The organism is Aeromonas sp. QDB63 (assembly GCF_027707425.1).
GTDB lineage: Bacteria > Pseudomonadota > Gammaproteobacteria > Enterobacterales > Aeromonadaceae > Aeromonas > Aeromonas caviae.
This window is the reverse complement of the sequence record NZ_JAPCIS010000012.1, coordinates 1-20,221: the sequence shown is the minus strand read 5'-3', so window position 1 is coordinate 20,221 and position 20,221 is coordinate 1. Positions and strand designations below refer to the sequence as shown.

At 61.8% G+C, this 20,221-nt stretch carries 19 protein-coding genes and 1 pseudogene; 9 read left to right on the top strand and 11 right to left on the bottom strand.

Features of this window, described 5'->3' with window-relative positions:
- Positions 1 to 80: 80 nt before the first annotated feature.
- The 7 genes from PG879_RS10185 to lptM all read right to left on the bottom strand — a co-directional run bounded on the left by PG879_RS10185 (position 81) and on the right by lptM (position 5,457).
- Positions 81 to 485, bottom strand: coding sequence for a hypothetical protein (locus PG879_RS10185; protein WP_270830153.1), 405 nt, complete (start codon positions 483 to 485; stop codon positions 81 to 83).
- A gap of 71 nt (positions 486 to 556) precedes the next feature.
- Positions 557 to 1,267, bottom strand: coding sequence for an HAD-IA family hydrolase (locus PG879_RS10180; RefSeq protein WP_043154052.1), 711 nt, complete (start codon positions 1,265 to 1,267; stop codon positions 557 to 559).
- Between the two features lie 95 nt (positions 1,268 to 1,362).
- A complete protein-coding gene (xerC, locus tag PG879_RS10175; RefSeq protein WP_223924544.1) occupies positions 1,363 to 2,340 on the bottom strand; it encodes a tyrosine recombinase XerC in 978 nt (325 codons plus the stop codon).
- Positions 2,333 to 3,013 (bottom strand): DUF484 family protein, encoded by a 681-nt coding sequence (locus PG879_RS10170; RefSeq protein WP_010672702.1) that lies wholly within the window; start codon positions 3,011 to 3,013, stop codon positions 2,333 to 2,335. The genes xerC and PG879_RS10170 overlap by 8 nt, the downstream gene beginning before the upstream one ends.
- Before the next feature lie 79 nt (positions 3,014 to 3,092).
- The gene (gene dapF, locus PG879_RS10165) at positions 3,093 to 3,923 is read right to left on the bottom strand and encodes a diaminopimelate epimerase (protein ID WP_029313578.1); all 831 of its coding nucleotides are present in this window, start codon (positions 3,921 to 3,923) and stop codon (positions 3,093 to 3,095) included.
- 62 nt (positions 3,924 to 3,985) lie between these two features.
- The gene (gene lysA, locus PG879_RS10160; RefSeq protein WP_039039806.1) at positions 3,986 to 5,236 is read right to left on the bottom strand and encodes a diaminopimelate decarboxylase; all 1,251 of its coding nucleotides are present in this window, start codon (positions 5,234 to 5,236) and stop codon (positions 3,986 to 3,988) included.
- A gap of 20 nt (positions 5,237 to 5,256) precedes the next feature.
- Entirely contained in the window at positions 5,257 to 5,457 is a 201-nt protein-coding gene (lptM, locus tag PG879_RS10155; protein WP_010672699.1) for an LPS translocon maturation chaperone LptM, read from the bottom strand.
- Positions 5,458 to 5,530: 73 nt separating this feature from the next.
- Between lptM and cyaY the strand changes: the two genes are divergently transcribed.
- Both cyaY and PG879_RS10145 read left to right on the top strand, forming a co-directional pair.
- Positions 5,531 to 5,845 carry an iron donor protein CyaY gene (gene cyaY / locus PG879_RS10150; RefSeq protein ID WP_010672698.1) on the top strand — a complete coding sequence of 105 codons (315 nt, stop codon included), beginning with the start codon at positions 5,531 to 5,533 and terminating at the stop codon, positions 5,843 to 5,845.
- A complete protein-coding gene (locus PG879_RS10145; protein ID WP_270830118.1) occupies positions 5,842 to 6,495 on the top strand; it encodes an alpha/beta hydrolase in 654 nt (217 codons plus the stop codon). The genes cyaY and PG879_RS10145 overlap by 4 nt, the downstream gene beginning before the upstream one ends.
- Before the next feature lie 186 nt (positions 6,496 to 6,681).
- Here PG879_RS10145 and PG879_RS10140 read toward each other — a convergent pair whose 3' ends face one another.
- A complete protein-coding gene (locus PG879_RS10140) occupies positions 6,682 to 9,201 on the bottom strand; it encodes a class I adenylate cyclase (protein WP_042879398.1) in 2,520 nt (839 codons plus the stop codon).
- 322 nt (positions 9,202 to 9,523) lie between these two features.
- On the opposite strand from PG879_RS10140, the gene hemC reads away from it, so the two are divergent.
- The 6 genes and pseudogenes from hemC to PG879_RS10110 all read left to right on the top strand — a co-directional run.
- On the top strand, positions 9,524 to 10,453 hold the full coding sequence (hemC, locus tag PG879_RS10135) for a hydroxymethylbilane synthase (RefSeq protein ID WP_182935144.1): 930 nt from the start codon (positions 9,524 to 9,526) through the stop codon (positions 10,451 to 10,453).
- Positions 10,454 to 10,499: 46 nt separating this feature from the next.
- Entirely contained in the window at positions 10,500 to 11,234 is a 735-nt protein-coding gene (locus tag PG879_RS10130; protein ID WP_041214343.1) for a uroporphyrinogen-III synthase, read from the top strand.
- The gene (locus PG879_RS10125; protein WP_039039811.1) at positions 11,231 to 12,307 is read left to right on the top strand and encodes a uroporphyrinogen-III C-methyltransferase; all 1,077 of its coding nucleotides are present in this window, start codon (positions 11,231 to 11,233) and stop codon (positions 12,305 to 12,307) included. The genes PG879_RS10130 and PG879_RS10125 overlap by 4 nt, the downstream gene beginning before the upstream one ends.
- 10 nt (positions 12,308 to 12,317) lie before the next feature.
- The gene (locus PG879_RS10120) at positions 12,318 to 13,481 is read left to right on the top strand and encodes a heme biosynthesis HemY N-terminal domain-containing protein (RefSeq protein ID WP_039039812.1); all 1,164 of its coding nucleotides are present in this window, start codon (positions 12,318 to 12,320) and stop codon (positions 13,479 to 13,481) included.
- Between the two features lie 58 nt (positions 13,482 to 13,539).
- Complete coding sequence (locus tag PG879_RS10115) at positions 13,540 to 13,674, top strand: hypothetical protein (RefSeq protein ID WP_010672691.1); 135 nt, start codon at positions 13,540 to 13,542, stop codon at positions 13,672 to 13,674.
- Positions 13,656 to 14,050, top strand: a pseudogene (locus PG879_RS10110) (integrase core domain-containing protein); the annotation flags it as partial. The gene PG879_RS10115 and the pseudogene PG879_RS10110, both read left to right, overlap by 19 nt.
- A gap of 74 nt (positions 14,051 to 14,124) precedes the next feature.
- Here the strand turns inward: PG879_RS10110 and pmbA are convergent.
- A complete protein-coding gene (gene pmbA, locus PG879_RS10105; protein ID WP_039039813.1) occupies positions 14,125 to 15,468 on the bottom strand; it encodes a metalloprotease PmbA in 1,344 nt (447 codons plus the stop codon).
- Positions 15,469 to 15,582: 114 nt separating this feature from the next.
- Here pmbA and yjgA point away from each other — a divergent pair, with 114 nt between their 5' ends.
- Positions 15,583 to 16,107, top strand: coding sequence for a ribosome biogenesis factor YjgA (gene yjgA / locus PG879_RS10100; protein ID WP_333563501.1), 525 nt, complete (start codon positions 15,583 to 15,585; stop codon positions 16,105 to 16,107).
- Positions 16,108 to 16,193: 86 nt separating this feature from the next.
- Here yjgA and PG879_RS10095 read toward each other — a convergent pair whose 3' ends face one another.
- Both PG879_RS10095 and tmaR read right to left on the bottom strand, forming a co-directional pair.
- On the bottom strand, positions 16,194 to 19,277 hold the full coding sequence (locus tag PG879_RS10095; RefSeq protein ID WP_270830116.1) for a transglycosylase domain-containing protein: 3,084 nt from the start codon (positions 19,275 to 19,277) through the stop codon (positions 16,194 to 16,196).
- Between the two features lie 213 nt (positions 19,278 to 19,490).
- Positions 19,491 to 19,808, bottom strand: coding sequence for a PTS system regulator TmaR (tmaR, locus tag PG879_RS10090; RefSeq protein ID WP_010672687.1), 318 nt, complete (start codon positions 19,806 to 19,808; stop codon positions 19,491 to 19,493).
- Between the last annotated feature and the right edge of the window lie 413 nt (positions 19,809 to 20,221).

The following is a 20,221-nucleotide window of genomic DNA, read 5'->3' as shown; positions in this document are numbered from 1 at the left end:
ACGGGCCTGTGAACCCCACACGCCATCAAGCTGCCCACTGCCTTCGGCGACGCCTCCTGCCCGCTCAGACAGCAGACGGGCTAGTCGCCAAATCCCTTGCCCTTGAGCTTGGGCAGGGCCCCGCGATCAGGGCGCAGGGTTCGGCAGACATCCAGCCCCTTGAGGCCCCGCTGGATATGGTCCGGGGCCTGCCCGAGCACCATGCCGTTGCCGCGATAGAGCCGGGCATCCTCCAGCTCGAACAGCTCGCCGCCGATGAGCAGTTGCTCCCGGCCATTCACCACCTTGCCCCGTTTCAGGGGCAGGGTCATGTCCACCTGGACCTCGCCGGTGGCGCACCCCTCGCGCCAGCGCGCCTCGTTGGAAAACGGGGAGATGGCGATCTCCCGCCAGGATCCGTCCCTGAACTCCATCCGGTAACGGTCTTGCACCAGATCGCATCCCGCCAGCACCATGGGGATCGCCAGCCAGATGACACCCTTCATTCCCTTCACGCCCTTGCTCCCTTGTTGTTATTGCCAGATATAGATCACGGAATCTGTCCCTCACCCCCAGCTCAGAGCAGCAGGGTGGCCAGATCCTGCAGCTGCCCCAGCTCCACATCCGGCAGCAGCGACAGCGACTGCCAGGACTGACCGCTCTCGTTGAGCCAGGCGGCCCGAAAGCCGTGCAGCCTGGCCCCCAGCACGTCGGTCACCGGGTGATCCCCCACATGAAGGATGCGGCCGGGGGCCAGCCCCAGGGCCTCTTGCACCTGCACGAACATGTCGGGCGCCGGTTTCATTCTGGCTCCCGCCCCCGCCTTGCAGACCAGGGTGAAGTAGCCAGCCAGACCCGCCTGCTCCAGATCCAGGTTGCCGTTGGTGATCACCGCCAGCGGGTAGCGCGCCGCCAGACGAGCCAGCAGGGCGTGAGTCGCCTCGCTCACCTCTATCTTCGAGCGCTCGGCCATGAAACCGGTGAACACCGCCCGGGCCTGCTGCTCCGCCAGCCCGGGCTCCATGCCCCCCTGCACCAGGGCCTCGCGAATGCCCCGCTGCCGCGCCAGGCTGACGTCGTGGCTCAGCGCCGGGTGGTCCAGCAGCAACTGGCGCTTGAGCGCGAGCCAGCGCGGTTTGTCCAGCATGGCGGTAGCCAGGTATTCGCTGCGCAGGTGGTCCAGCATCCACTGTTCCGCCCGCGCGATGGCGGGGCCGTTGTCATAGAGGGTGTCGTCCAGATCGAACGAGATGGCGGCCACCGGCTGCCAGCGACGGTAAAACTGCATGGCTGTTCCTCTTTACTCCTCATCCTCTGGCGTTGCGAGCTCCCGCCTGACCCGGGCGACGTGGAGATTGTCATCCCAGCAGATCGCACACCACATCACTCATCCTCCGGCGTTTCCGGATCCCGCTTCGCCCGCGGGTGGGCACTGTCATATACCTTGGCCAGATGCTGGAAGTCGAGGTGGGTATAGATCTGGGTGGTGGAGAGATCCGCATGCCCCAGCAGCTCCTGCACCGCCCGCAGGTCGCCGGAGGATTCCAGCATGTGGGTGGCGAAGCTGTGGCGCAGCTTGTGGGGGTGCACGTGGGCATTGAGAGCCTGCTTGTTGCCCCAGCCGTCGAGCCGCTCCTGTACCGAGCGGGCCGAGAGCCGCTGCCTGCGCTTGGAGACGAACAATGCCTCCCCCTCGTCACCGGCCAGCAGGGGGCGTACCTTGAGCCATTTGTGCAACCACTCCACCGCCATCCGCCCGATGGGCAGCACCCGCTCCCGCGAGCCCTTGCCGATCACCCTGAGCTGGCGCTCGTCGAGCTTCACATCCGCGAGGTTGAGCCCCACCAGCTCGGCAAGGCGCAGGCCGGAGGAGTACATCAGCTCCATGATGGCGCGATCCCGTACCGCCAGCGGATCCTGCTCGTCGGTGATGTTGAGCAGCTGGTACATCTCGTCCACGTCCAGGTTCTTGGGCAGGGGCCGCCCCTGCTTGGGGGTGACGATGCCCCGCGCCGGGTTGGCGGTGAGCCGCCCCTGGCGCACCTGCCAGTCGCAGAAGCTGCGCAGGGCCGACACCTTGGTGGCAAGGGAACGGGGCGCCAGCCCCCCCTTGTGCATCCGGGTCACCAGACTGCGCACCTGGCTCGCCTCGAGCCGGGCCCAGTCGTCGACCCCGAGCTTCACCAGCTCGGCGGTCATGGCTTCCAGGTGGGCCTGATAGTTGCTGCGGGTGTGGGGGCTGAGCTGGCGCTCGACCCGCAGGTATTCGATAAAGGCGTCCAGCTCCCCCGCCAGTGCGACCGGCAGGGGGTCGGCGGCAGGGAACACCTTGGCAGGGGATCGGGTCGTTGCCTTAGCCACGGGCCAGCTCGGGCAGACGCAGCTGCAACAGACGCCCCAGCTGACCCAGCAGCAGGGTGTCGTTGTGGGGGGTGAAGTGGCTGGGATCCGAGCTCGCGAAGGCCAGCACGCCGAGCTCCCCGAGCCGCATCAGGGCCACCGAGTTGACCAGCACATCATTGCCAAACAGCGCCTGCTTCTCGCTCTGGTTGAGGCGGCCGAAATAGTAGTCCGTGCCGGGCAGGCGCTGCCCCAGCAGTTGTTCGAGCTGTTTGCCCTGCGCCAGGAAACGCTGCTCGGGGCCGCTCAGCTGGAAATGCCTGGGATTGAGCCAGAGCCGCAGGCCGGTGAGTCGCAGCCGCTGGACGAAGGCCTTGCCCATCACGGCGCTCAGCTCGAACAAGGTCTGGCAGCCGTAGATCTCCCCGTAGAGATCCGCGTAAACCCGAAAAATCCGCTCGTTCTCGCTGGCGACCCCCATCAGTTCGGTGATCTCCTGCTCCAGCTGCTCGATGCGCTCCCGCTGTCTGTCCAGCTGGCGCTCCACCAGGGAGATGGTGCCCTTTTGCGCATGGGGAATGCGGATCTTGTCCAGCATGGCCCCGTGACGCAGGAAAAACTCGGGATAACGGGCCAGGTACTCCAGCACTGTGGCTTCATCCACCAGTGATTCCTGCCGTTTGAGTTCGCTCATAACTTGGTTGATCCATCCGAAAAAGGGGCCAAGGGCCCCGATATGATCCGTTGATGGAGCGGGATCACCCGCTCCTTGTCTACAACTCTATCTGGCCGTCAAAGACGTGCTCGGCCGGTCCCGTCATGTAGACGGGCTGACCCGGTCCCTTCCAGGCGATGGTCAGCTTGCCACCCGGCAGGGTGACGGTGACCCGCTCCTTGAGCTTGCCCTGGCTGATGCCTATCACCACGGCCGCACAGGCCCCGGTCCCGCAGGCCAGGGTCTCCCCCACCCCGCGCTCGAAGACCCGCAGCTTGATCTCGCTGGCGTTGACCATCTCCATGAAGCCGACGTTGACCCGCTCGGGGAAGCGCTCGTGGCGCTCCATGATGGGTCCCAGGGTCTCCACCGGCGCATCGGCCACCGAGGGCACCTCGATGACGCAGTGAGGGTTGCCCATGGAGACGGCGCCGCACATCACGGTGTGATCCTGGGCCCGCAGCAGATACGTCTTCTCCGCCTTCTGGGCACGGAACGGGATCTTGCCCGGCTCGAACTGGGGCACCCCCATGTTGACCGTGACCTGGTTCTCCCCTTCCAGCTGCAGAGTGATGCGGCCCCGGGCGGTGCTGACCGCGATGCGATCCCGGTTGACCAGCCCCTTGAGACGCACGAAACGGGCGAAGCAACGGGCCCCGTTGCCGCACTGTTCCACCTCGCTGCCATCGGCATTGAAGATGCGGTAGTGGAAGTCGAGCTCGGGGTCATAGGGCGGCTCCACCAGCAACAGCTGGTCGAAGCCGATACCGAAGTGACGATCCGCCAGCTTCTTGATGATGTCGTTGCTGAAGAACACCTTCTGGGTGACGCCATCCACCACCATGAAGTCGTTACCGAGGCCGTGCATTTTGGAAAACTCAATCAACATCGCGCGTTCCTGTCTCACCGTTAATCACGCTCTCACATGGAGGAACGCTGAAAATCCATCCATCACGGCAGCAGGTGCTCGCCACGCCAGAGATCCGCCAACTGCTCCCGCTCACGGATGAGGTGCGCCTGGTCACCGTCCACCAGCACCTCGGCCGCACGGGGTCGGGTGTTGTAGTTGGAGGACATGGTAAAGCCGTAGGCGCCGGCGGAACGCACCGCCAGCAGGGAGCCCTCGGCAATCGCCAGGGTACGCTCCTTGCCGAGGAAGTCGCCGGTCTCGCACACCGGGCCCACCACGTCATAGAGTGCCTTCTCGTGGGTCGCGCGGCTGTCCACCTCGATGATGTTCATCCAGGCGCCATAGAGGGAGGGGCGCAGCAGATCGTTCATGCCGGCGTCGATCAGGGCGAAGTTGCGGGTCTCGCCGGGTTTGAGGAACTCGACCCGGGTCAACAGCACACCGGCGTTGGCGACGATGGCGCGGCCCGGTTCGAACAAGAGGGTCAGATCCCGGCCAGCCAGCTTCTGCTTGAGCGCCTCGGCATACTCGGTGGGGTGCGGCGGCTGCTCGGCGCCGTAGTTGACCCCCAGACCGCCGCCCACGTCCAGGTGATGGATGTGGATGCCTTCCGCCGCCAGCTCGTCGATGAGCTTGAGCAGCTTGTCCGCCGCCTCCATAAAGGGATTCAATTCAGTGAGTTGCGAGCCGATGTGGCAATCCACCCCCTTGATCTCGATGTGGGCCATGGCCGCCGCCTTGCGGTAGATGGCGGGCGCCTGTTCGATGGGGATGCCGAACTTGTTCTGCTTGAGGCCGGTGGAGATATAGGGGTGCGTGCCTGCGTCGATGTCCGGGTTGACCCGCACCGAGACCCGCGCCTTCTTGCCCATGCTGCCTGCGACCCGGTTCAGGCGCTCCAGCTCGGCTTCGGACTCCAGGTTGAAGCAGAGGATCTCTTTTTCCAGCGCAAGGCGCATCTCGGCTTCGCTCTTGGCGACGCCGGAGAAGACCACCTTGGCCGGATCACCGCCCGCCGCCAGCACCCGGGACAGCTCGCCGCCGGAGACGATGTCAAAGCCCGAACCGAGACGTGCCAGCAGATTGAGCAGGGCCAGGTTGGAGTTGGCCTTGACCGCGTAGCAGATCAGGTGGGGAATGTCGCCCGCCGCCTGGTCGAAGGCATGCCAGTGGCGTTCCAGGGTGGCGCGGGAGTAGACATAGAGCGGAGTGCCGTACTGGTCGGCAAGCTGTTGCAGGGGAAGCTGTTCGGCCTGAAGCTGACCGTCTGCGTCGTAGTTAAAGTGATCCAAGGGGGCGGTTCCTTCCTAGATTATTGCGGCGCGGCCTCTGAGGCCGGTGTAGCGGTCGCAGGCGAGGCGGCTTGCGGTGTACTCTCTGTCTTGGGCTGTGTCTGCTCTGCAGGTGCGGGCTGTTCGGCCGGCGGCATGTAGAGCGGCCCCGTCAGGCCACAGGCGGCCAACCCGAGCGACAGCGACGCGGCAAACAGGCACTTGGTGAACTGGGTAATCATAATGGTTCGCTGCGAAAAAATTTTTGGCCCTCTATAATCGCACTCACATTGTTAAAAGCAACAGGATAAACCGATGAAGGATCACGAGTATCACGCCCTGACCGACGCCTTTTTCCAGTATGTGGAAGACACCATCGACGAGGGGTATCCGGATATCGACTGCGAACGCGCCGGCGGGGTGCTGACCCTGAGCTTCGAGAACAAGACCAAGGTCATCATCAACAAGCAGGAGCCCCTGCACCAGATCTGGGTCGCCACCCGGGAGAACGGCTTCCACTTCGAGCTGCGCGGTGACAGCTGGATCGACAACCGCTTCGGCGACGAGCTCAAGGCCCTGCTGACCCGGGCCTGCACCACCCAGGCCGGCGAGCCCGTGGTCTTCTCATGACGGATCTGCATCCCGAAGGTGCCCGCCATGCGGTGATCTGGCTGCACGGGCTGGGGGACTCCGGCGCCGGCCTCGCCCCCCTGGTGGAGGCGCTGGCCCTGCCCGCCGACCTGCCCGTCCGCCATCTGCTGCCGGATGCTCCCGAGCGCCCCATCACCATCAACATGGGCTACCGGATGCGCGGCTGGTACGACATCAAGAGCTTCGAGGATCCGGCGGATCGCGCCGTGGAGTCCCATGTCAGGGAGTCAGCAGCCCGTATCGCTTCGCTGATCGAACAGTTGGTGGCCGAGGGTTTCGCCCCCGAGCGCATCGTGCTGGCCGGCTTTTCCCAGGGGGGCGTCATCGCCTCCTTCACCGCCCTGCGTCATCCGGTGCCCCTGGCAGGCCTGCTCTGCATGTCCACCTATCTGGCGGTACCCGATGCCCTGCCCGGCGAAATGAGCGAGGTGGCCCGCGCCCTGCCCATCTGCTACATGCACGGCATCTATGACGACGTGGTGAACCTCTCCATGGGCTGGGACGCCAAGAACCGGCTGGAAGCGGCGGGACTCAGCCCCGAGTGGCACGAATACCCCATGCGCCACGAGATCTGCCGCCCCCAGCTGGGCGACATTCGCAGCTGGTTGCTGGCCCGCCTCGGCGCCTGATTGTCGGATCACGGGTAAGACAACGGCCTGCATCAGCAGGCCGTTTGCTTTCATCCCTGACGGCGATGCTCGCCGACATCCGTCACTGGCTGCGCCCCCTCCACGCCAGATTCCCGTACCACGGATAGGACAACGGCCTGCATCATGCAGGCCGTTTGCCATCTTGCCGGTGCTGTTATCAGCACATCATCCTACTTCCCGCGCCGCGCCTGGCGTGTCCCGCTGCGGGCTCTGGCTGCGGTAGGGGATCACATCGAGTTTGTCACCCACCTGCACGATTTCGTAGTACTGGGGCAGGTTGAAGTTGCTGAACTGACCCGCATTGCTGAATCGCTCGTGACCCGAGGTGTAGAACCGGTTCACCCCCTGTACCAGTTCGTCCTTGTTGCCGGCGAAGTGCTGGTAGATCTCCACCCGATTCGCCTCGTCCAGGATATAGATGTTGGTGCCTGCATCCCGGGTATCGAAGAAGAACTGCACCAGCCCTTCGCTGGCGTAGGCGTCGACGATACCGGGCAGGTGCTGGCTGTGAGTCTTGTCGAGGCGCAGCGGCAGGTGATCCAGCTTGTTGTGGGAGATGTGGCGGTAGAAGTCGATGGCGTTTTCCAGCTTCTTGACCGACACCCCGCGCCGCTCGAAGAAGATGCCGTACTTCTCCTTGCCGAGCGCCAGCGTCTTGACCAGCTGCTGCTTGTCCCGGGCCAGGCGCAGCTCGATGCATTCAGCCACAAGCTGCTGGAAGCGGGTGCGCACCAGGGAGCGGAAGTGCTGGCTGTAGCAGAACACCTCGATCATCTCGGGGGCCGCGGCGTCCTGGTGCATCTTGCCGAGGATGGTGGTGAGGGCGTCCACCACGGCTTCCTCTCCCTCGAAGTGCAGGGTGCGGATCTCGCTCCAGGAGTTGCGATAGACGAGATCCACGGATCCCACCAGACACTCCTGGTTGCGACCGAACGAGAAGACATCGGCGGCGTTGGCATCGAACTCGATCACCTGCCCCACCCAGTGGCTGGACGGGTCCGTCTCCAGGTTCAGGAAGATGGAGAGCTGGCGGATCTCGCACGGCCGGCTCAGGGCCAGGTTGGTCGCACGGGGATACTTGACCGGGAAGGTCCCGGAGAGATCGCGACAGAACTGATGCAGGTTGTCGATGTGCAGATCCGAGCCCTGGTTGAACAGGTGCACCCGGGACTGGGGCGTCAGCAGGCCGTTGAAATAGGCCCAGGCCACCAGCTTGCTGATGTAGCCGTTATATTCGAGCGGCGCCCGGCCAATGATGTCGGCGGGTTCGAGGGAATGCTTGTAGAGATACCAGCCGGCGCGATTCAGGCGACCGTGGGGTACCTGTACCAGGCTGAGATCCGGCTCGCCGAGATCCGGCGCAATCTTGAGGTTGATGCGCTGCACCTTGCCCGGCAGGCTCTCGAATGCGGCATAGAGCTTGCGCGACAGGATGCCGATGTCTTCCGGGTTGATGGACTCGCTGATGTTGTTGCGCCGGGCGAACTGGATGAGATTGCGGTAGCTCTGCATCAGAGCCTCCAGCAACTCGGCGTAGGCCACCTTGACGTCCTCGACCTTCCACTCCTGGCGGTGATCAAGGTGGTAAAGGCGCTCCGGACTCCAGCCCCAGTAGGCTACCAGCTGGGCCATCTGCTCCCGGCGCCAGTCCGGGGAGTGATCTTCCTTGGGATGGCTCAGCCCGTCGCACACCTTCAGATAGAAGCAGCGACGCACCAGATCGAGGCGCTGCATGTCGCCGATGGACTTGAGGTAGTTGGTCACCTTGTCCAGCATCAGGCAGTAGTTGTCGAGGCGGTAGTGCATCCCCTCGTTGTGCTGGAACCAGTCGCGACTGGTCACCGACAGCAGCCGGGTGTTGGGATACTCGTGGGAGTAGGCCTCCATCAGCACCGACTTGAGCACCGCCTTGTAGGGGGAGTCGATCCCCTTGTAGAGCTGCCACAGGGCGGAGCCGAAATACTCCTCGGCAGGAATGCGATCAAAGCCCCCCAGATCGAGCCAGTCATCCTGGCTCAACTTGCCGTGGGCAAACAGGCCATTGACGTAGTCGTCGTAGTGATCGTCATATTCGGCCGGCACCAGATACCAGAGCAGCCGCTTGCCGGCGATGTGCATGGCGCTGCGGTAGAACTCGTCGAGCAGCAGCAGGTGCTGGGCGCTACCGCAGCTCTCCCCCTGCATCTGGGCATCGTTGCGCTGACGGAACTTGTCTTCGGGGATCAGGAAGAAGTTGAGATCGACCCCCCGCTGCTCGGCCCACATGGAGAGGTGCTGGCACTTCTGTTCCAGCAGGGCGAGGCGCTCGCTCGACAGACCGGCCACGTGACAGACCCAGATGTCGAGATCCGAGTGGCAGCACTGACCGATGGAGGAGGTGCTCCCCATGGAGTAGAGGCCCTGGATGGACTTGTCGTGGGTACTGAGACCTCCCTGGCAGTTGGCGTTCTGGCAGAGATCCTGAATGAAGGCCTGCTGGGCCTCGTTGGCGACAAAACTCCAGATACCATGAGGCACATCCCCTGCCACATAACCGGGCAACAGGGGGTGATTGAAGTGCAGCATGACAGGCAGCAAGTGGAAAACCTGCTGCCCGTAGCGACTCATGAGATCCAGCGCTCGTTGCGTCTTGAGACGATTGAGTTCGTCGTAGCGCGCCACCAGCGTGTCGAGTTTAACCAGCAATGCCCTACCTATGGGGAAGAGAAATGACGCACCAAAACGGGGAGACGTCAAAAAAGTGTGATCATGTTAACAATGCAAACAGCAGTGGTAAACAAGCCCGCACACAATCACCGGATTATTTCTGACCCCGTTCGTAACGGTATCAGAGGAAAGCAATAAAGTTGCTTACTTTCAATAACTTAAAATCAATTATTGGCTGAATGAAAATAATTTTCAGCCCCCGTTTTTGAGCTTGGCCCCGCTTTTGCGGGCTGCGCCATGAAAGCCCCTGCAAAGGGTGGTAAGATCGTTTTCCTCTCAAAAGATGAAACAACTGATTGATATGGCAGCCCGAACCCTGAGAATTGCCACTCGAAAGAGCCCACTGGCCCTGTGGCAGGCCAATTTTGTGAAAGATCGGCTGGAGGCACTCCATCCGGATCTGCAGGTCGAACTGGTGCCCATGAGCACCCAGGGTGACAAGATCCTCGACACCCCCCTCGCCAAGGTCGGCGGCAAGGGGTTGTTCGTCAAGGAGCTGGAGACTGCCATGCTGGAAGGGCGTGCCGACATCGCTGTCCACTCCATGAAAGACGTACCTGTGGAGTTCCCCGATGGACTCGGCCTGCACACCATCTGTGAGCGCGAAGACCCGCGTGATGCCTTTGTTTCCAACCATTTCAACCAGATAGACGAGCTGCCTCAAGGGGCCGTGGTCGGCACCTCCAGCCTGCGCCGTCAGTGCCAGCTGCGCGCTGCGCGCCCTGATCTCGTGATCCGCGACCTGCGGGGCAACGTCAACACCCGCCTCGCCAAGCTGGATGCCGGTGAATATGACGCCATCATCCTGGCCGCCGCCGGCCTGAAACGACTGGAGATGGCCCATCGTATCGCCGCCTTCATCGAACCCGAGCAGAGCCTGCCCGCCAACGGCCAGGGGGCGGTCGGCATCGAATGCCGCCTCGACGATCACGAGCTGCACGCCCTGCTGGCGCCGCTCGAACACCCCGAGACCCGCATCCGGGTGCTGACCGAGCGCGCCATGAACCGCGCCCTGCAAGGTGGCTGTCAGGTGCCCATCGGGGCCTATGCCCTGGTACAGGGAGAAGAGGTATGGCTGCGCGGCCTGGTGGGCAGCCCGGATGGCAGCCACGTCATTCGCGATGAGATCCGCGGCCCCCTGGCAGAGGGCGAGGCGCTGGGCCACACCCTGGCCCAGCGCCTGCTGGCCGCCGGCGCCGACGTTATCCTGGCCGAGGTCTACCGGGCATGAGTGCAGCACAGCCAGGTTCACGGTCATCTGCCTGGAGCGCCCCCTGATGGTCCCCCTGGTGGTGCGCCCGGCCGCCCAGGCCAACCAGCTGGTGCAGATGCTGCGCCAGCTGGGTCATGCACCGCTCTGCTGTCCGTTGCTGGAAACCCGGCCGGGATGCGACCTCCCTCACCTGGGTGACATGCTGCGAGAGGCGGACCTCGTTATCGCCGTCAGCATGCATGCCGTTCATTTTGCACATCATTTTCTGTTGCAAACTGGTCAGACCTGGCCACATATTGATTACTTTGCAGTCGGTCAGGCGAGTGCGGATGCCTTTGCCGAGGCGGGCATCCAGGCCCTGTGCCCGGCCGATCCCCGCAGTGAAGGGCTGCTGGCCCTGCCGGCGCTGCAAGGGGTGAGTGGCCGCCGGGTGCTGATCCTGCGCGGCAACGACGGGCGGGATCTCATCGCCCGGACGCTGGCCTCACGGGGCGCACTGGTGCACTATTGTGCCACCTACGAGCGCCACTACCCCGATCTTGACGGGGACGCATTGACCCGCCACTGGCAGGCAGCCGGGCTCGACAGCCTGCTCATCACCAGTGGCGAATTGTTGCAGCGGTTGCTGGCCCTGGTGCCCGGCCCGCAGCACCCCTGGCTTTATGACCGCCTGCTGGTGGTGCCCAGTCCCCGGGTGGCCGAGATGGCAGAAGGGGCTGGTTTTACCCGTATCGTGATTGCCCAAGGTGCATCCAACCAGGCTCTGGTGGCCGCCCTGGAACTGAGGAAGATGGAATGACTGAACAGCAAGAAGTCCAGCCGAGTGCCGCGGCCACCGTGGCCGACAACAACAAGCCCGCTCCCGGAACGACAGGGAGCAAGAAGGGCAGCTCTGGCACCGTGCTTGGCGGCATCGCCATCCTGCTGGCCCTGGGGCTGGCCGGTGGTCTCTATGTGCACGGACACCAGAACGCCGTTGCCCAGCAGGCCGAACTGGTAGCCCTCAAGCAGCAACTGGCCGACGCCATGACCAGAATTGATCAGGGCAGCAGCAAGGATGCCGAACAGATCGGTGCCCTCGGCAAGAGCCAGCAGCAGTTGCAGGAGGCGCTGGACGCCTTGCAGACCAAAGTTCTGGATCTGGACGACAAGCGCCCCAATGACTGGATGCTGGCGGAATCCGAATACCTGGTGCGCATGGCGGGCCGCAAGCTGTGGCTCGAACACGACATCGTCTCCGCCATCACATTGCTCGGCAACGCCGACGAGCGCATCAAGGCGCTCAACGACCCCAGCCTGATGCCCATCCGCAAGGCGCTGGCGGAAGACATCGCCAAGCTCAAGGGGATGCCGCGGGTCGATCGCGAGGGGTTGACCCTGAAGCTGGCCGCCCTCTCGGACCAGATCGAGCTGCTGCCCCTCTCCACTGTCAGCATGCCGGAAGCCAAGAGCGAGCCCGACCAGACCGTCAGCACCAACCCGGACGAGTGGCAGAGCAACCTGAAGAAGAACTGGGTCAAGTTCACCGAAAACTTCATCACCATTCGTCGCCGGGATGGCGCCGTGGAAGCCCTGCTCTCCCCGCAGCAGGAGATCTTCCTGCGGGAGAACCTCAAGACCAAGCTGCTGCAGGCCCAGCTCGCCGTCTATCGTGAACAGCAGTCCCTCTATGTCGACAGCCTGGAGAAGGCCCAGCGCTGGCTGACCCAGTATTTCGATGCCGACAACAGCGCCACCCAGTACATGCAGTCCGAGCTCGACAAGCTCAAAGGCGAGCAGATCCAGTTTGACTACCCGGATCAGTTCAAGACCCAGACCATGCTGGAACAGGTGCTGACCGAACGCCTGCAACGCATCCTGGCCGGCAACTGAGGAGGAGACCATGATTCGTCTGATCGTCATAGTCGCCGTGATGGTGGCGGGCCTCATCTTCGGGCCCGAAGCCTCCGGCAACAAGGGCTATGTGCTCATCTCGCTGGGCAACTACACGGTGGAATCCTCGGTCACCAGCGCGGTGATCCTGGCGGTGCTGTTCTACGGCGCCCTGCTCATCGTGGAATGGGTGCTGGCCCGCCTGTTCGGCCTGCGCCGCAAGACCCAGGGCTGGTTCGGTTCCCGCCGCCGCCGCAAGGCCAACCTGCAAACCGTCAATGCCACCCTGGCCATGGCCGAGGGGCACTACAACCAGGCCGAGAAGCTCCTCATCAAGGGCGCAGACAACAGCGACACCCCGCTGCTCAACTACCTGAGCGCCGCCCGGGTGGCCCAGGCCCGGGGCGATGACGTGCGCCGGGATCACTACCTGCAGAAAGCTCAGGAAGAGAACCCCAAGGCAGAGCTGGCACTGACCCTGATCCAGACCCAGTTGCAGATTGAGCAGGGCCAGTACGACAGCGCCCTCGGTCGCCTCGAGTCCATCTATGCCCTCAACCCGCGCCACCCCATGGTGCTGGATCAGCTGCGTCAGGTGTATCTGGCCCGTGAAGACTGGGCGGCCCTCATCGATCTCGCCCCTGCCCTGCGCAAGGTGGGCAAGCTGACCGCTCAGCAGGAAGAGACCCTGCTGCACCAGGCGTGGTGCGGTCGTCTGGAGGCCGCCAGCGACTCCCTCGACACCCTGCGCACGGTCTGGCAGGGTCTGCCCCGCAAACAGCGCCAGGATCCCGTGCTGCTGGCCAGTTACGGGGATCGCCTGCGCCGATTGGGGGCCGATGCCGAAGCCGCCGATCTCTGGCTGGAGGCCCTGCGCAAGGATCCCTCCCCCGAGCTGTTCGCCCGCCTGCCCAAGCTCAAACTGGACGACTACCAGCCCATGCTGACCCTGCTCAGAAAGATCCAGGATCAGCCTGGCGCCGAAGCCGCGCTGGCCCGGGTCTGCCTGCTGGCCGGTCAACTGGACGAAGCCCAGCGGCTGCTGGAGCAGGAAGTGGCGAAGGCGCCTGATGCCGCCCTCTACCACGCCCTCGGCCAGGTGATGGACAAGCGCCGCCTGACCAATAAGGCCAACGAGTACTACCGCCAGGCATTGCAGCTGGCCGACGTCTGATCGGCGCATCTGCCTGAATATGGTTTGCATCTTCTCCTCCGAATAGATGGAGATCTCGATGGGACAGGGCGTAAACGAACACAACACAATTACTCTGATTTTTAAACTGGCCCTGGTCGAGCAGATTGAAGAAGGCAAGCTCACCTATAAACAGACGCAGACGCGTTATGACACTCAGGGCCGCTCTACCTGAGCTAGGTGACGGACACCTGCTCACGCAAAATAGTGGCAACTAAGAGATGAATGCCGAGTCGATGGTGATCGAGAAAACACTGAAGCAACAACGTGACCACGGAGAGCTTATTCATCATTCGGACCACCAGGTGCAGTATTGTTCGGGGTTGTATCAGTCATTGCATGAACAACACGGGGTCAAATGCTTGATGACAGATACTCATAACTGTCACCAAAATGCACTGAGATCTTGAAAAGAGAGTCACTGCTGCAAAGCCTGCAGAGGCTGGCGCAGGCGGGGAAAAGTGCGAAAGGCAGTGGATACTTATAACCTGGAGCAACCGCATCAGGCATTGAAATACAGAACCCCTGATGTGACGCATCGGGGGTTCTGAGTGCTAAAAGCTAGCTGAAAATGTGTAGACCTATCTCAGGACTAGACACCATATTCCAGATCGGACGGAGGGGATCAGTGCCCCGCCAGTTTCATCTGCTCGACCAGTACGGAGCCGGTCTTGAGGCTGGAACGCTCATCCTCATCACTGCCCACCGCCACGATATGGCTGAACATGTCGGCTAGATTGCCTGCAATGGTGATCTCCTCCACAGGATAGAGGATCTCGCCATTTTCAACCCAGAAACCGGCTGCGCCGCGGGAGTAATCACCATTGACGATGTTGACCCCCTGCCCCATCAGCTCGGTCACCAGCAGCCCGGTGCCCATCTCTTTGAGCATGCCCTGGAAGTCCTGGCCGGTATTGGAGACCTGCCAGTTATGGATGCCCCCGGCGTGGCCCGTGGTGGTCAGGCCCAGTTTGCGGGCGGAGTAGGAGGTGAGCAGCCAGCTCATCAGCTCGCCGCTGCGGACGATGTCCATGTCGCGGGTGCGAACCCCTTCCCCGTCGAACGGGGTGCTGGCAAGTCCTCCCGGCAAGTGGGGGAACTCCTGGATGGTGAGCCACTCGGGCAGGATCTGCTTGCCCAGTTTATCCAGCAGGAAGCTCGACTTGCGATAAAGGTTGCCCCCGCTGATGGCCATCACCAGATGGCCCCACAGGCCGGCAGCGGTATCGGGGTGGAACAGCACAGGGGCATGGCGGGTGCTGATCTTGCGAGCCCCCAGGCGGGAAACAGTGCGCTCCACCGCCTCGTCAGCGATGCGCTGGGGGCTCCACAGCCCGTCCAGGGAGCGGCTGGAGGAGTAGCCGTAGTCGCGCTGCATGTCGCCATCCTGCTCGCCGATCAGTACGCAGCTCAGGGAGTTGCGCGATGCAGCATAGCCTTTGACGAAGCCGTGGCTGTTGCCATAAACCTTGACGCCCAGGTGGCTGGAGAAACTGGCTCCGTCAGAGTGCTTGATGCGGGCATCCCGTCCCAGGGCCAGCCGCTCGCACTCGATGGCCAGCGCGATGCCACGCTGGGGATCCAGCTCGATTTGGTGGCACAGTTGCAGGTCCGGGGCATCCCAGGCCAGCAGATCCGCATCCGCAAGACCGGCGCAGTCATCGGGAGAGGTATGGCGGGCGATCTCCATGGCCGCTTCCACGGCGGCGCGAATGGCCGGCTTGGTCAGATCCGTGGTGGAGGAGGAACCCTTGCAACCGTCGCGATAGACGGCGATGCCGAGTGCGCCATCCTTGTTGAATTCGATGCTTTCCAGCTCGCAGCCCCGGGTGTTCACCGAGAGGCCGGTCTGTTTGCTGATGGAGACTTCGGCAAGCCCGGCGCCCAGCCCTTTCGCTATCTCAAGGGCCTCGGCGACCACGGCCTCGAGATGGGATTGATCCTGGCGGATTTGATCTTGCTGGTCCATAACTCACATCTGTATGAAGGGAAGGAAAGGGGCTAAGCATATCAGACCCCTGCGCCCAGCGGGAGAAGCTGGTAACATATCCGCCAAACGTGAATGACAGGAATACAGAGACCGATGAGTCAATATCAAGACGACAACGAGTGGGAAGACTGGGGCCCCAGCAAGAGCCAGCTCAAGCGTGATGCCGAGGCCTTGCAGAAGATTGGGGAAGAGATCGTCTCCCTGAGTCACAGCGAGCTGGAGAAGATCCCCCTGGATGAAGAGCTCGCCGAAGCGGTCGAGCTGGGTCGCAAGCTCAAGCCGAAGAAGGATGAGTCCTTCCGTCGCCATCTCCAGTTCATCGGCCGTCTGATGCGTAGCCGCGATGTGGCCCCCATTGAAGAGGCCCTCTCCATCATCAAGATGCGTCACTCCACCGTGAACGCCCGCCTGCACCGCCTCGAACAGTGGCGCGAGCGGCTGATCACCGAAGGCGACAGCGCCCTCAACGAGCTGATGTCCCAGTTCCACGAGCTGGATCGCCAGAAGCTGCGTCAGCTGATCCGCACCGCCAACAAGGAACGGGAGCTGAACAAGCCGCCGGTAGCCTATCGCGAGATGTACCAGTACCTGCGCGGTGAAATTGAAGATCTGTTGTAAGTGATGACTCACGTCCACCTCATGGCGGCATGCAGTACATAATCAAACGGGGCCGAAATGGCCCCGTTTTTTCATGCGATGTCCGCTCAGCTGCCCGCCATGCACTGGGTGTGAGTAGCGGGTTGCAGATAGGGCACCAACAGGGGGGCCATCCCCTTGAGCACCTGTACAGGCAGCGCCGACGTGAAGCGGAACTTGTCGGACTGGCTGCCGGGTACATAGGCCGTCAGCGTGCCGAAGTGATCATCCCCGATGTAGAAGACGAAAGTCGCAGTCCGGTTGCGAGCCAGTGAACTGGTCACATTGCCGTAGCGACCGACCGTCTCGATCCGGTTGTCCCCGGTCCCCGTCTTGCCCCCCAGGGCCAGGACAGTACCATCCTGCAAGGCGAAGGCCCCGGCGATGCGCCGCGCCGTCCCCCCTTCCACCACCTTGGAGAGTGCATTGCGCAAGGCGTTGGCCACCTCGGCAGGCATCACCCGTTCCCCCTGGGTGTTCGCCGGCTCAAAGACGGTGGCGAAGGGGGTCCCCTTGGCAAAGGAGAGGTGCTCGATGCGCAGGGTCGGCGCACGAATGCCGCCGTTCTGGATGATCCCCATCAGCTCGGCCAACGCAGCAGGACGATCGCCCGAGCTGCCCAGTGCGGTCGCCAGGGACGGAACCAGGTGATCGAAGGGGTAACCCAGGCGAGCCCAGCGCTGATGGATGTCGAGGAAGGCCTCAACCTCCAGCATGGTGCGGATCCGGCTATCCCGGGCACTGCGATGACGGGTCTTGAACAGCCAGCTGTAGACCTCCTGACGCTCGTCACGGCTGGCGGTTACCGCATCGGTAAAGGTGGCCTTGTCAAACTCCTTGAGATAGGCAAGCAACCACAGCTCGAGTGGATGCACCCGTGCGATATAACCTTGATCCGGCAGAGAATATTTGCCGGGGCCGTAATTGGTATAGAGCTGCTCTATGCGCTTCTCGGTCAATTTCTCCCGCGGCAGGCGCTTGACCAGGAAAGCGGCAAAGTCGGCCTGGGAGGCTTCCGGCATCAGATAGCGATGCACCGCGGCGAGACGCACCGCGCTGGGTTTGAGACCATCGAGGAAGGTATCGAGCTGCTCTTCTGCACTCTTGCCACGATATTTGCGCCAGAACCTCAGCAGATAGGTCTGGCCCTCCTTGTCGGCAAACTTGGCGAGATACTCGGTACGGCGAGGATCCCTGTCATCTTTCAACAACTGGGCACGATTTCCCTCCTTGTAGAGGCTGTAGCGGACGATGTCCCGCATCAAGCGCACGAAGGGCAGGTTGATGGATTCCCGCAGCGCATCGCGAATGGGGGGGATGCGACCGTTGTCTTCCTTGCGGAAGTTGTTGAAGGTGTGCATGCCACCGCCGGTAAAGAAGCCTTCATAGGGACTCGCGGAATACTTGCGGTCCAGTGCGGCCTCCAGCATCACCGGCAGGCTTCTGTCCTTGGCACTCATCAGATAGGCGATGGCCCAGCGGCTGATGTTGTCCTGATCGGACACTTCGATCTTTCGCAGGCTCTCCACCGGCATATTGCCGTAGCTGTCATGCAACTCGGTGACAATCTCGAGATAGGTCGTCAGCACCCGCAACTTGGCGGTGGATCCCAGTTCAAGCTTGCTGCCCTCATTGATGTCAAACGGCTGGTCCGTGTTGTCGGTCTGCACCCTGACCTTGACCCCTTCCGGCGTCTTCTCGAACAGGGTAAAGCTGTACTTCACATCACCCGTCTTCTCCGGCGAGAGCAGGCGCTCACCGAACAGGCCCACCTGGGCTGCGAATGCAGGGTCTGCCAGTTGCTGCAGATACCGTGACACCTCGTTCTGCAGCGGCATATTGAGGGTGGTGTTGGCCATCAGATCCATGCGATCCAGGTCATAAAGCTGCACCCCGAGCTGACGACTGAGACGAGTGCGAGCCACCTGCAGCCCCTTGTTGTTGTTGACTCGAGTGATGGCAGGTGCCTGCAGGAAATCGCGGAAGACCAGCTTGGCCTTGAGAGCCGACTCCATCAGGGGGGGCGTGATCATTCCCTCCTGCACGAAGAGTCGCAGATAGCTGTCTGTCAGGGTCGACAGGGCTTCTCTGCCCTGCGCCAGGTAATAGGAAGGACGGCGGTGGGCGATCATCAGGGAGACAACCTGGCGCAAGGCAAGGCCCTGCTCGGCCAGGGTGGAATCCTGGTTGCGAGCGGGATCCAGCAGTCGATTCACCTCATCGACATTGGCGCCAAACCAGACCCAGAGGCCATCACCGAGACCGTGCACCTCGCCATAACCGGGCGCCGCAGAGAGCGGGACCGAGTTGAGGTAGGCCCAGGCAACCAGCTTGCGGGCCTCCAGGGTCTCGGGCCCCAGCCGATAGGCACGAACGCTGGCCGAGACCATCTGGCGGATCTTCTCGGTCGGCGAAACGGTCAGTCCATCGGGAGAATGACGATACTTCTCCACCTGGGTCGCCAGAGTGCTGCCGCCAGCGGATTGATCCTGCATATCCAGCGCCTTGCCCACCTGAGACAGCGCCGCCTTGGCAAAGCGCGGCCAGTCTACGGCCGGGTTGGCCAGCGGTTCCTTGTTGCTCAGGAGTTCACGGTTCTCGATAAACAGCAGAGACTGGATGACCAGGGGCGGTATGGCATTGAAATCCGGATAGTAATGAGTCGGATACTTGTACTGGTAGAAAGGTTCTGCACGGCAGTCATAGAGTGTCAATCCTGCCTGGACCTTCTCGGTATAAGGCACGAAGAAACCGTGGCTGGCGTAGTTGTAGAGCGCATCGGAAAAACGGACCTGTTCGCTCACCTGGTAGCCACGCTGAACGAGACGTTCCTGGATCATGGGCATCAGCACATAACCGAGTCGCTTGTCGAACGGGCCGTCGTCGGGGAAGGCAATTTGCTTGCTGGGGCCGGGTTCGATCTGATAGGTCAGGGTGGCCGCATAGCGGGAGATCTCCTGTGACTGCAGTCGGGAGGTCTTCATTTCATAACCCACCAGGGCGATCGCGGCAGCCAGGCAAAGCAAAAAGATAAAACAGAACAACCAGCGCCACCAGGGTCGGCGTTTACGCTGTTGTTGCCCGTCCGTATTAGGTACGGATGAATCCTGAGATGCCACTTTATTTGAATCCGTCTGTTTTGATGCGCCCATATCAGCCCCACCATGGTTGCGCAATTTATTGTCTTTCAATCAAGCTTAGTCGTTTCAAGTCAAGGGCTTGAAATCTATTGACCGCTTTGCAGCGATGTTAACAGGGCGATTGTGAAAATGGGAGCCGATTGTTGCAACGCGGCAAGAGATCCGAGCTGCGGCATGAAAATGAAACACCGGCCAGAGGCCGGTGTTGACGAGAGCGGGGCGGTATTATTTGCTGGTGCTCATACTCTTCAGCTTGGTACTCAGCTCCTTGCGCTCCTTGGAAAGCTCGGCATTTTTGATGATATGGTCATCTACGCGCTCTTCATAATCTGTCCGCATGTTGGCGATGATGGCCTGAACCTCGTCAATACTCATGCCGGGCTTGATATAGTCACTCAGGTTGTCGAGCAACAGTACCCGCTTCTGGTTGTCACGGATCTTTTTCTCGTTGTCCGCGATTTCACGCTTGAGCTTGTTCTGACGACGGGACATACGCACATATTCCAGCACATCGTTGAAGGTTGACTTGTTTACTTGTTCCATATCGGTACCACTGAGTGAAGGTGAATAAAAACAGGCTGAGAGTCCCATACCAGAAAAAGAAACCGAAACCATGGCACGGGCAAACCCGGAATGCCCCTTACTCTACCGAGTTATGATTCAGATACAACCCCAATCGCAGCGCGGGCGGCGGGTTTAGACAGAACAGCTCCGACTGGGTTATTACGCTAAAAATGATGAAAACGGAGAGAGCCAACATGTGGGTTCGGCAACAAGTGAACGTGAACGACGAACAGCACCATAGTGCCCGTTTGCCCTCCAGTGAGGGCTGAATTTCAGGCAATAAAAAACCCCGCTCGAGTGAGCGGGGTTTCTTGTATTGGGTGCCTGGCAGTGTCCTACTCTCGCATGGCGAATGCCACACTACCATCGGCGCTACAGCGTTTCACTTCTGA

Excerpts from the sequence above, each read along its gene's own strand:
- pmbA (WP_039039813.1), bottom strand. The coding sequence starts at position 15,468 with ATGGACCAGCAAGATCAAATCCGCCAGGATCAATCCCATCTCGAGGCC.
- PG879_RS10170 (WP_010672702.1), bottom strand. The coding sequence starts at position 3,013 with ATGAGCGAACTCAAACGGCAGGAATCACTGGTGGATGAAGCCACAGTG.
- PG879_RS10145 (WP_270830118.1), top strand. The coding sequence starts at position 5,842 with ATGACGGATCTGCATCCCGAAGGTGCCCGCCATGCGGTGATCTGGCTG.
- cyaY (WP_010672698.1), top strand. The coding sequence starts at position 5,531 with ATGAAGGATCACGAGTATCACGCCCTGACCGACGCCTTTTTCCAGTAT.
- lptM (WP_010672699.1), bottom strand. The coding sequence starts at position 5,457 with ATGATTACCCAGTTCACCAAGTGCCTGTTTGCCGCGTCGCTGTCGCTC.
- PG879_RS10095 (WP_270830116.1), bottom strand. The coding sequence starts at position 19,277 with ATGGGCGCATCAAAACAGACGGATTCAAATAAAGTGGCATCTCAGGAT.
- hemC (WP_182935144.1), top strand. The coding sequence starts at position 9,524 with ATGGCAGCCCGAACCCTGAGAATTGCCACTCGAAAGAGCCCACTGGCC.
- PG879_RS10180 (WP_043154052.1), bottom strand. The coding sequence starts at position 1,267 with ATGCAGTTTTACCGTCGCTGGCAGCCGGTGGCCGCCATCTCGTTCGAT.
- PG879_RS10130 (WP_041214343.1), top strand. The coding sequence starts at position 10,500 with ATGGTCCCCCTGGTGGTGCGCCCGGCCGCCCAGGCCAACCAGCTGGTG.
- PG879_RS10120 (WP_039039812.1), top strand. The coding sequence starts at position 12,318 with ATGATTCGTCTGATCGTCATAGTCGCCGTGATGGTGGCGGGCCTCATC.
- dapF (WP_029313578.1), bottom strand. The coding sequence starts at position 3,923 with ATGTTGATTGAGTTTTCCAAAATGCACGGCCTCGGTAACGACTTCATG.
- tmaR (WP_010672687.1), bottom strand. The coding sequence starts at position 19,808 with ATGGAACAAGTAAACAAGTCAACCTTCAACGATGTGCTGGAATATGTG.
- PG879_RS10115 (WP_010672691.1), top strand. The coding sequence starts at position 13,540 with ATGGGACAGGGCGTAAACGAACACAACACAATTACTCTGATTTTTAAA.
- PG879_RS10185 (WP_270830153.1), bottom strand. The coding sequence starts at position 485 with ATGAAGGGTGTCATCTGGCTGGCGATCCCCATGGTGCTGGCGGGATGC.
- PG879_RS10125 (WP_039039811.1), top strand. The coding sequence starts at position 11,231 with ATGACTGAACAGCAAGAAGTCCAGCCGAGTGCCGCGGCCACCGTGGCC.
- yjgA (WP_333563501.1), top strand. The coding sequence starts at position 15,583 with ATGAGTCAATATCAAGACGACAACGAGTGGGAAGACTGGGGCCCCAGC.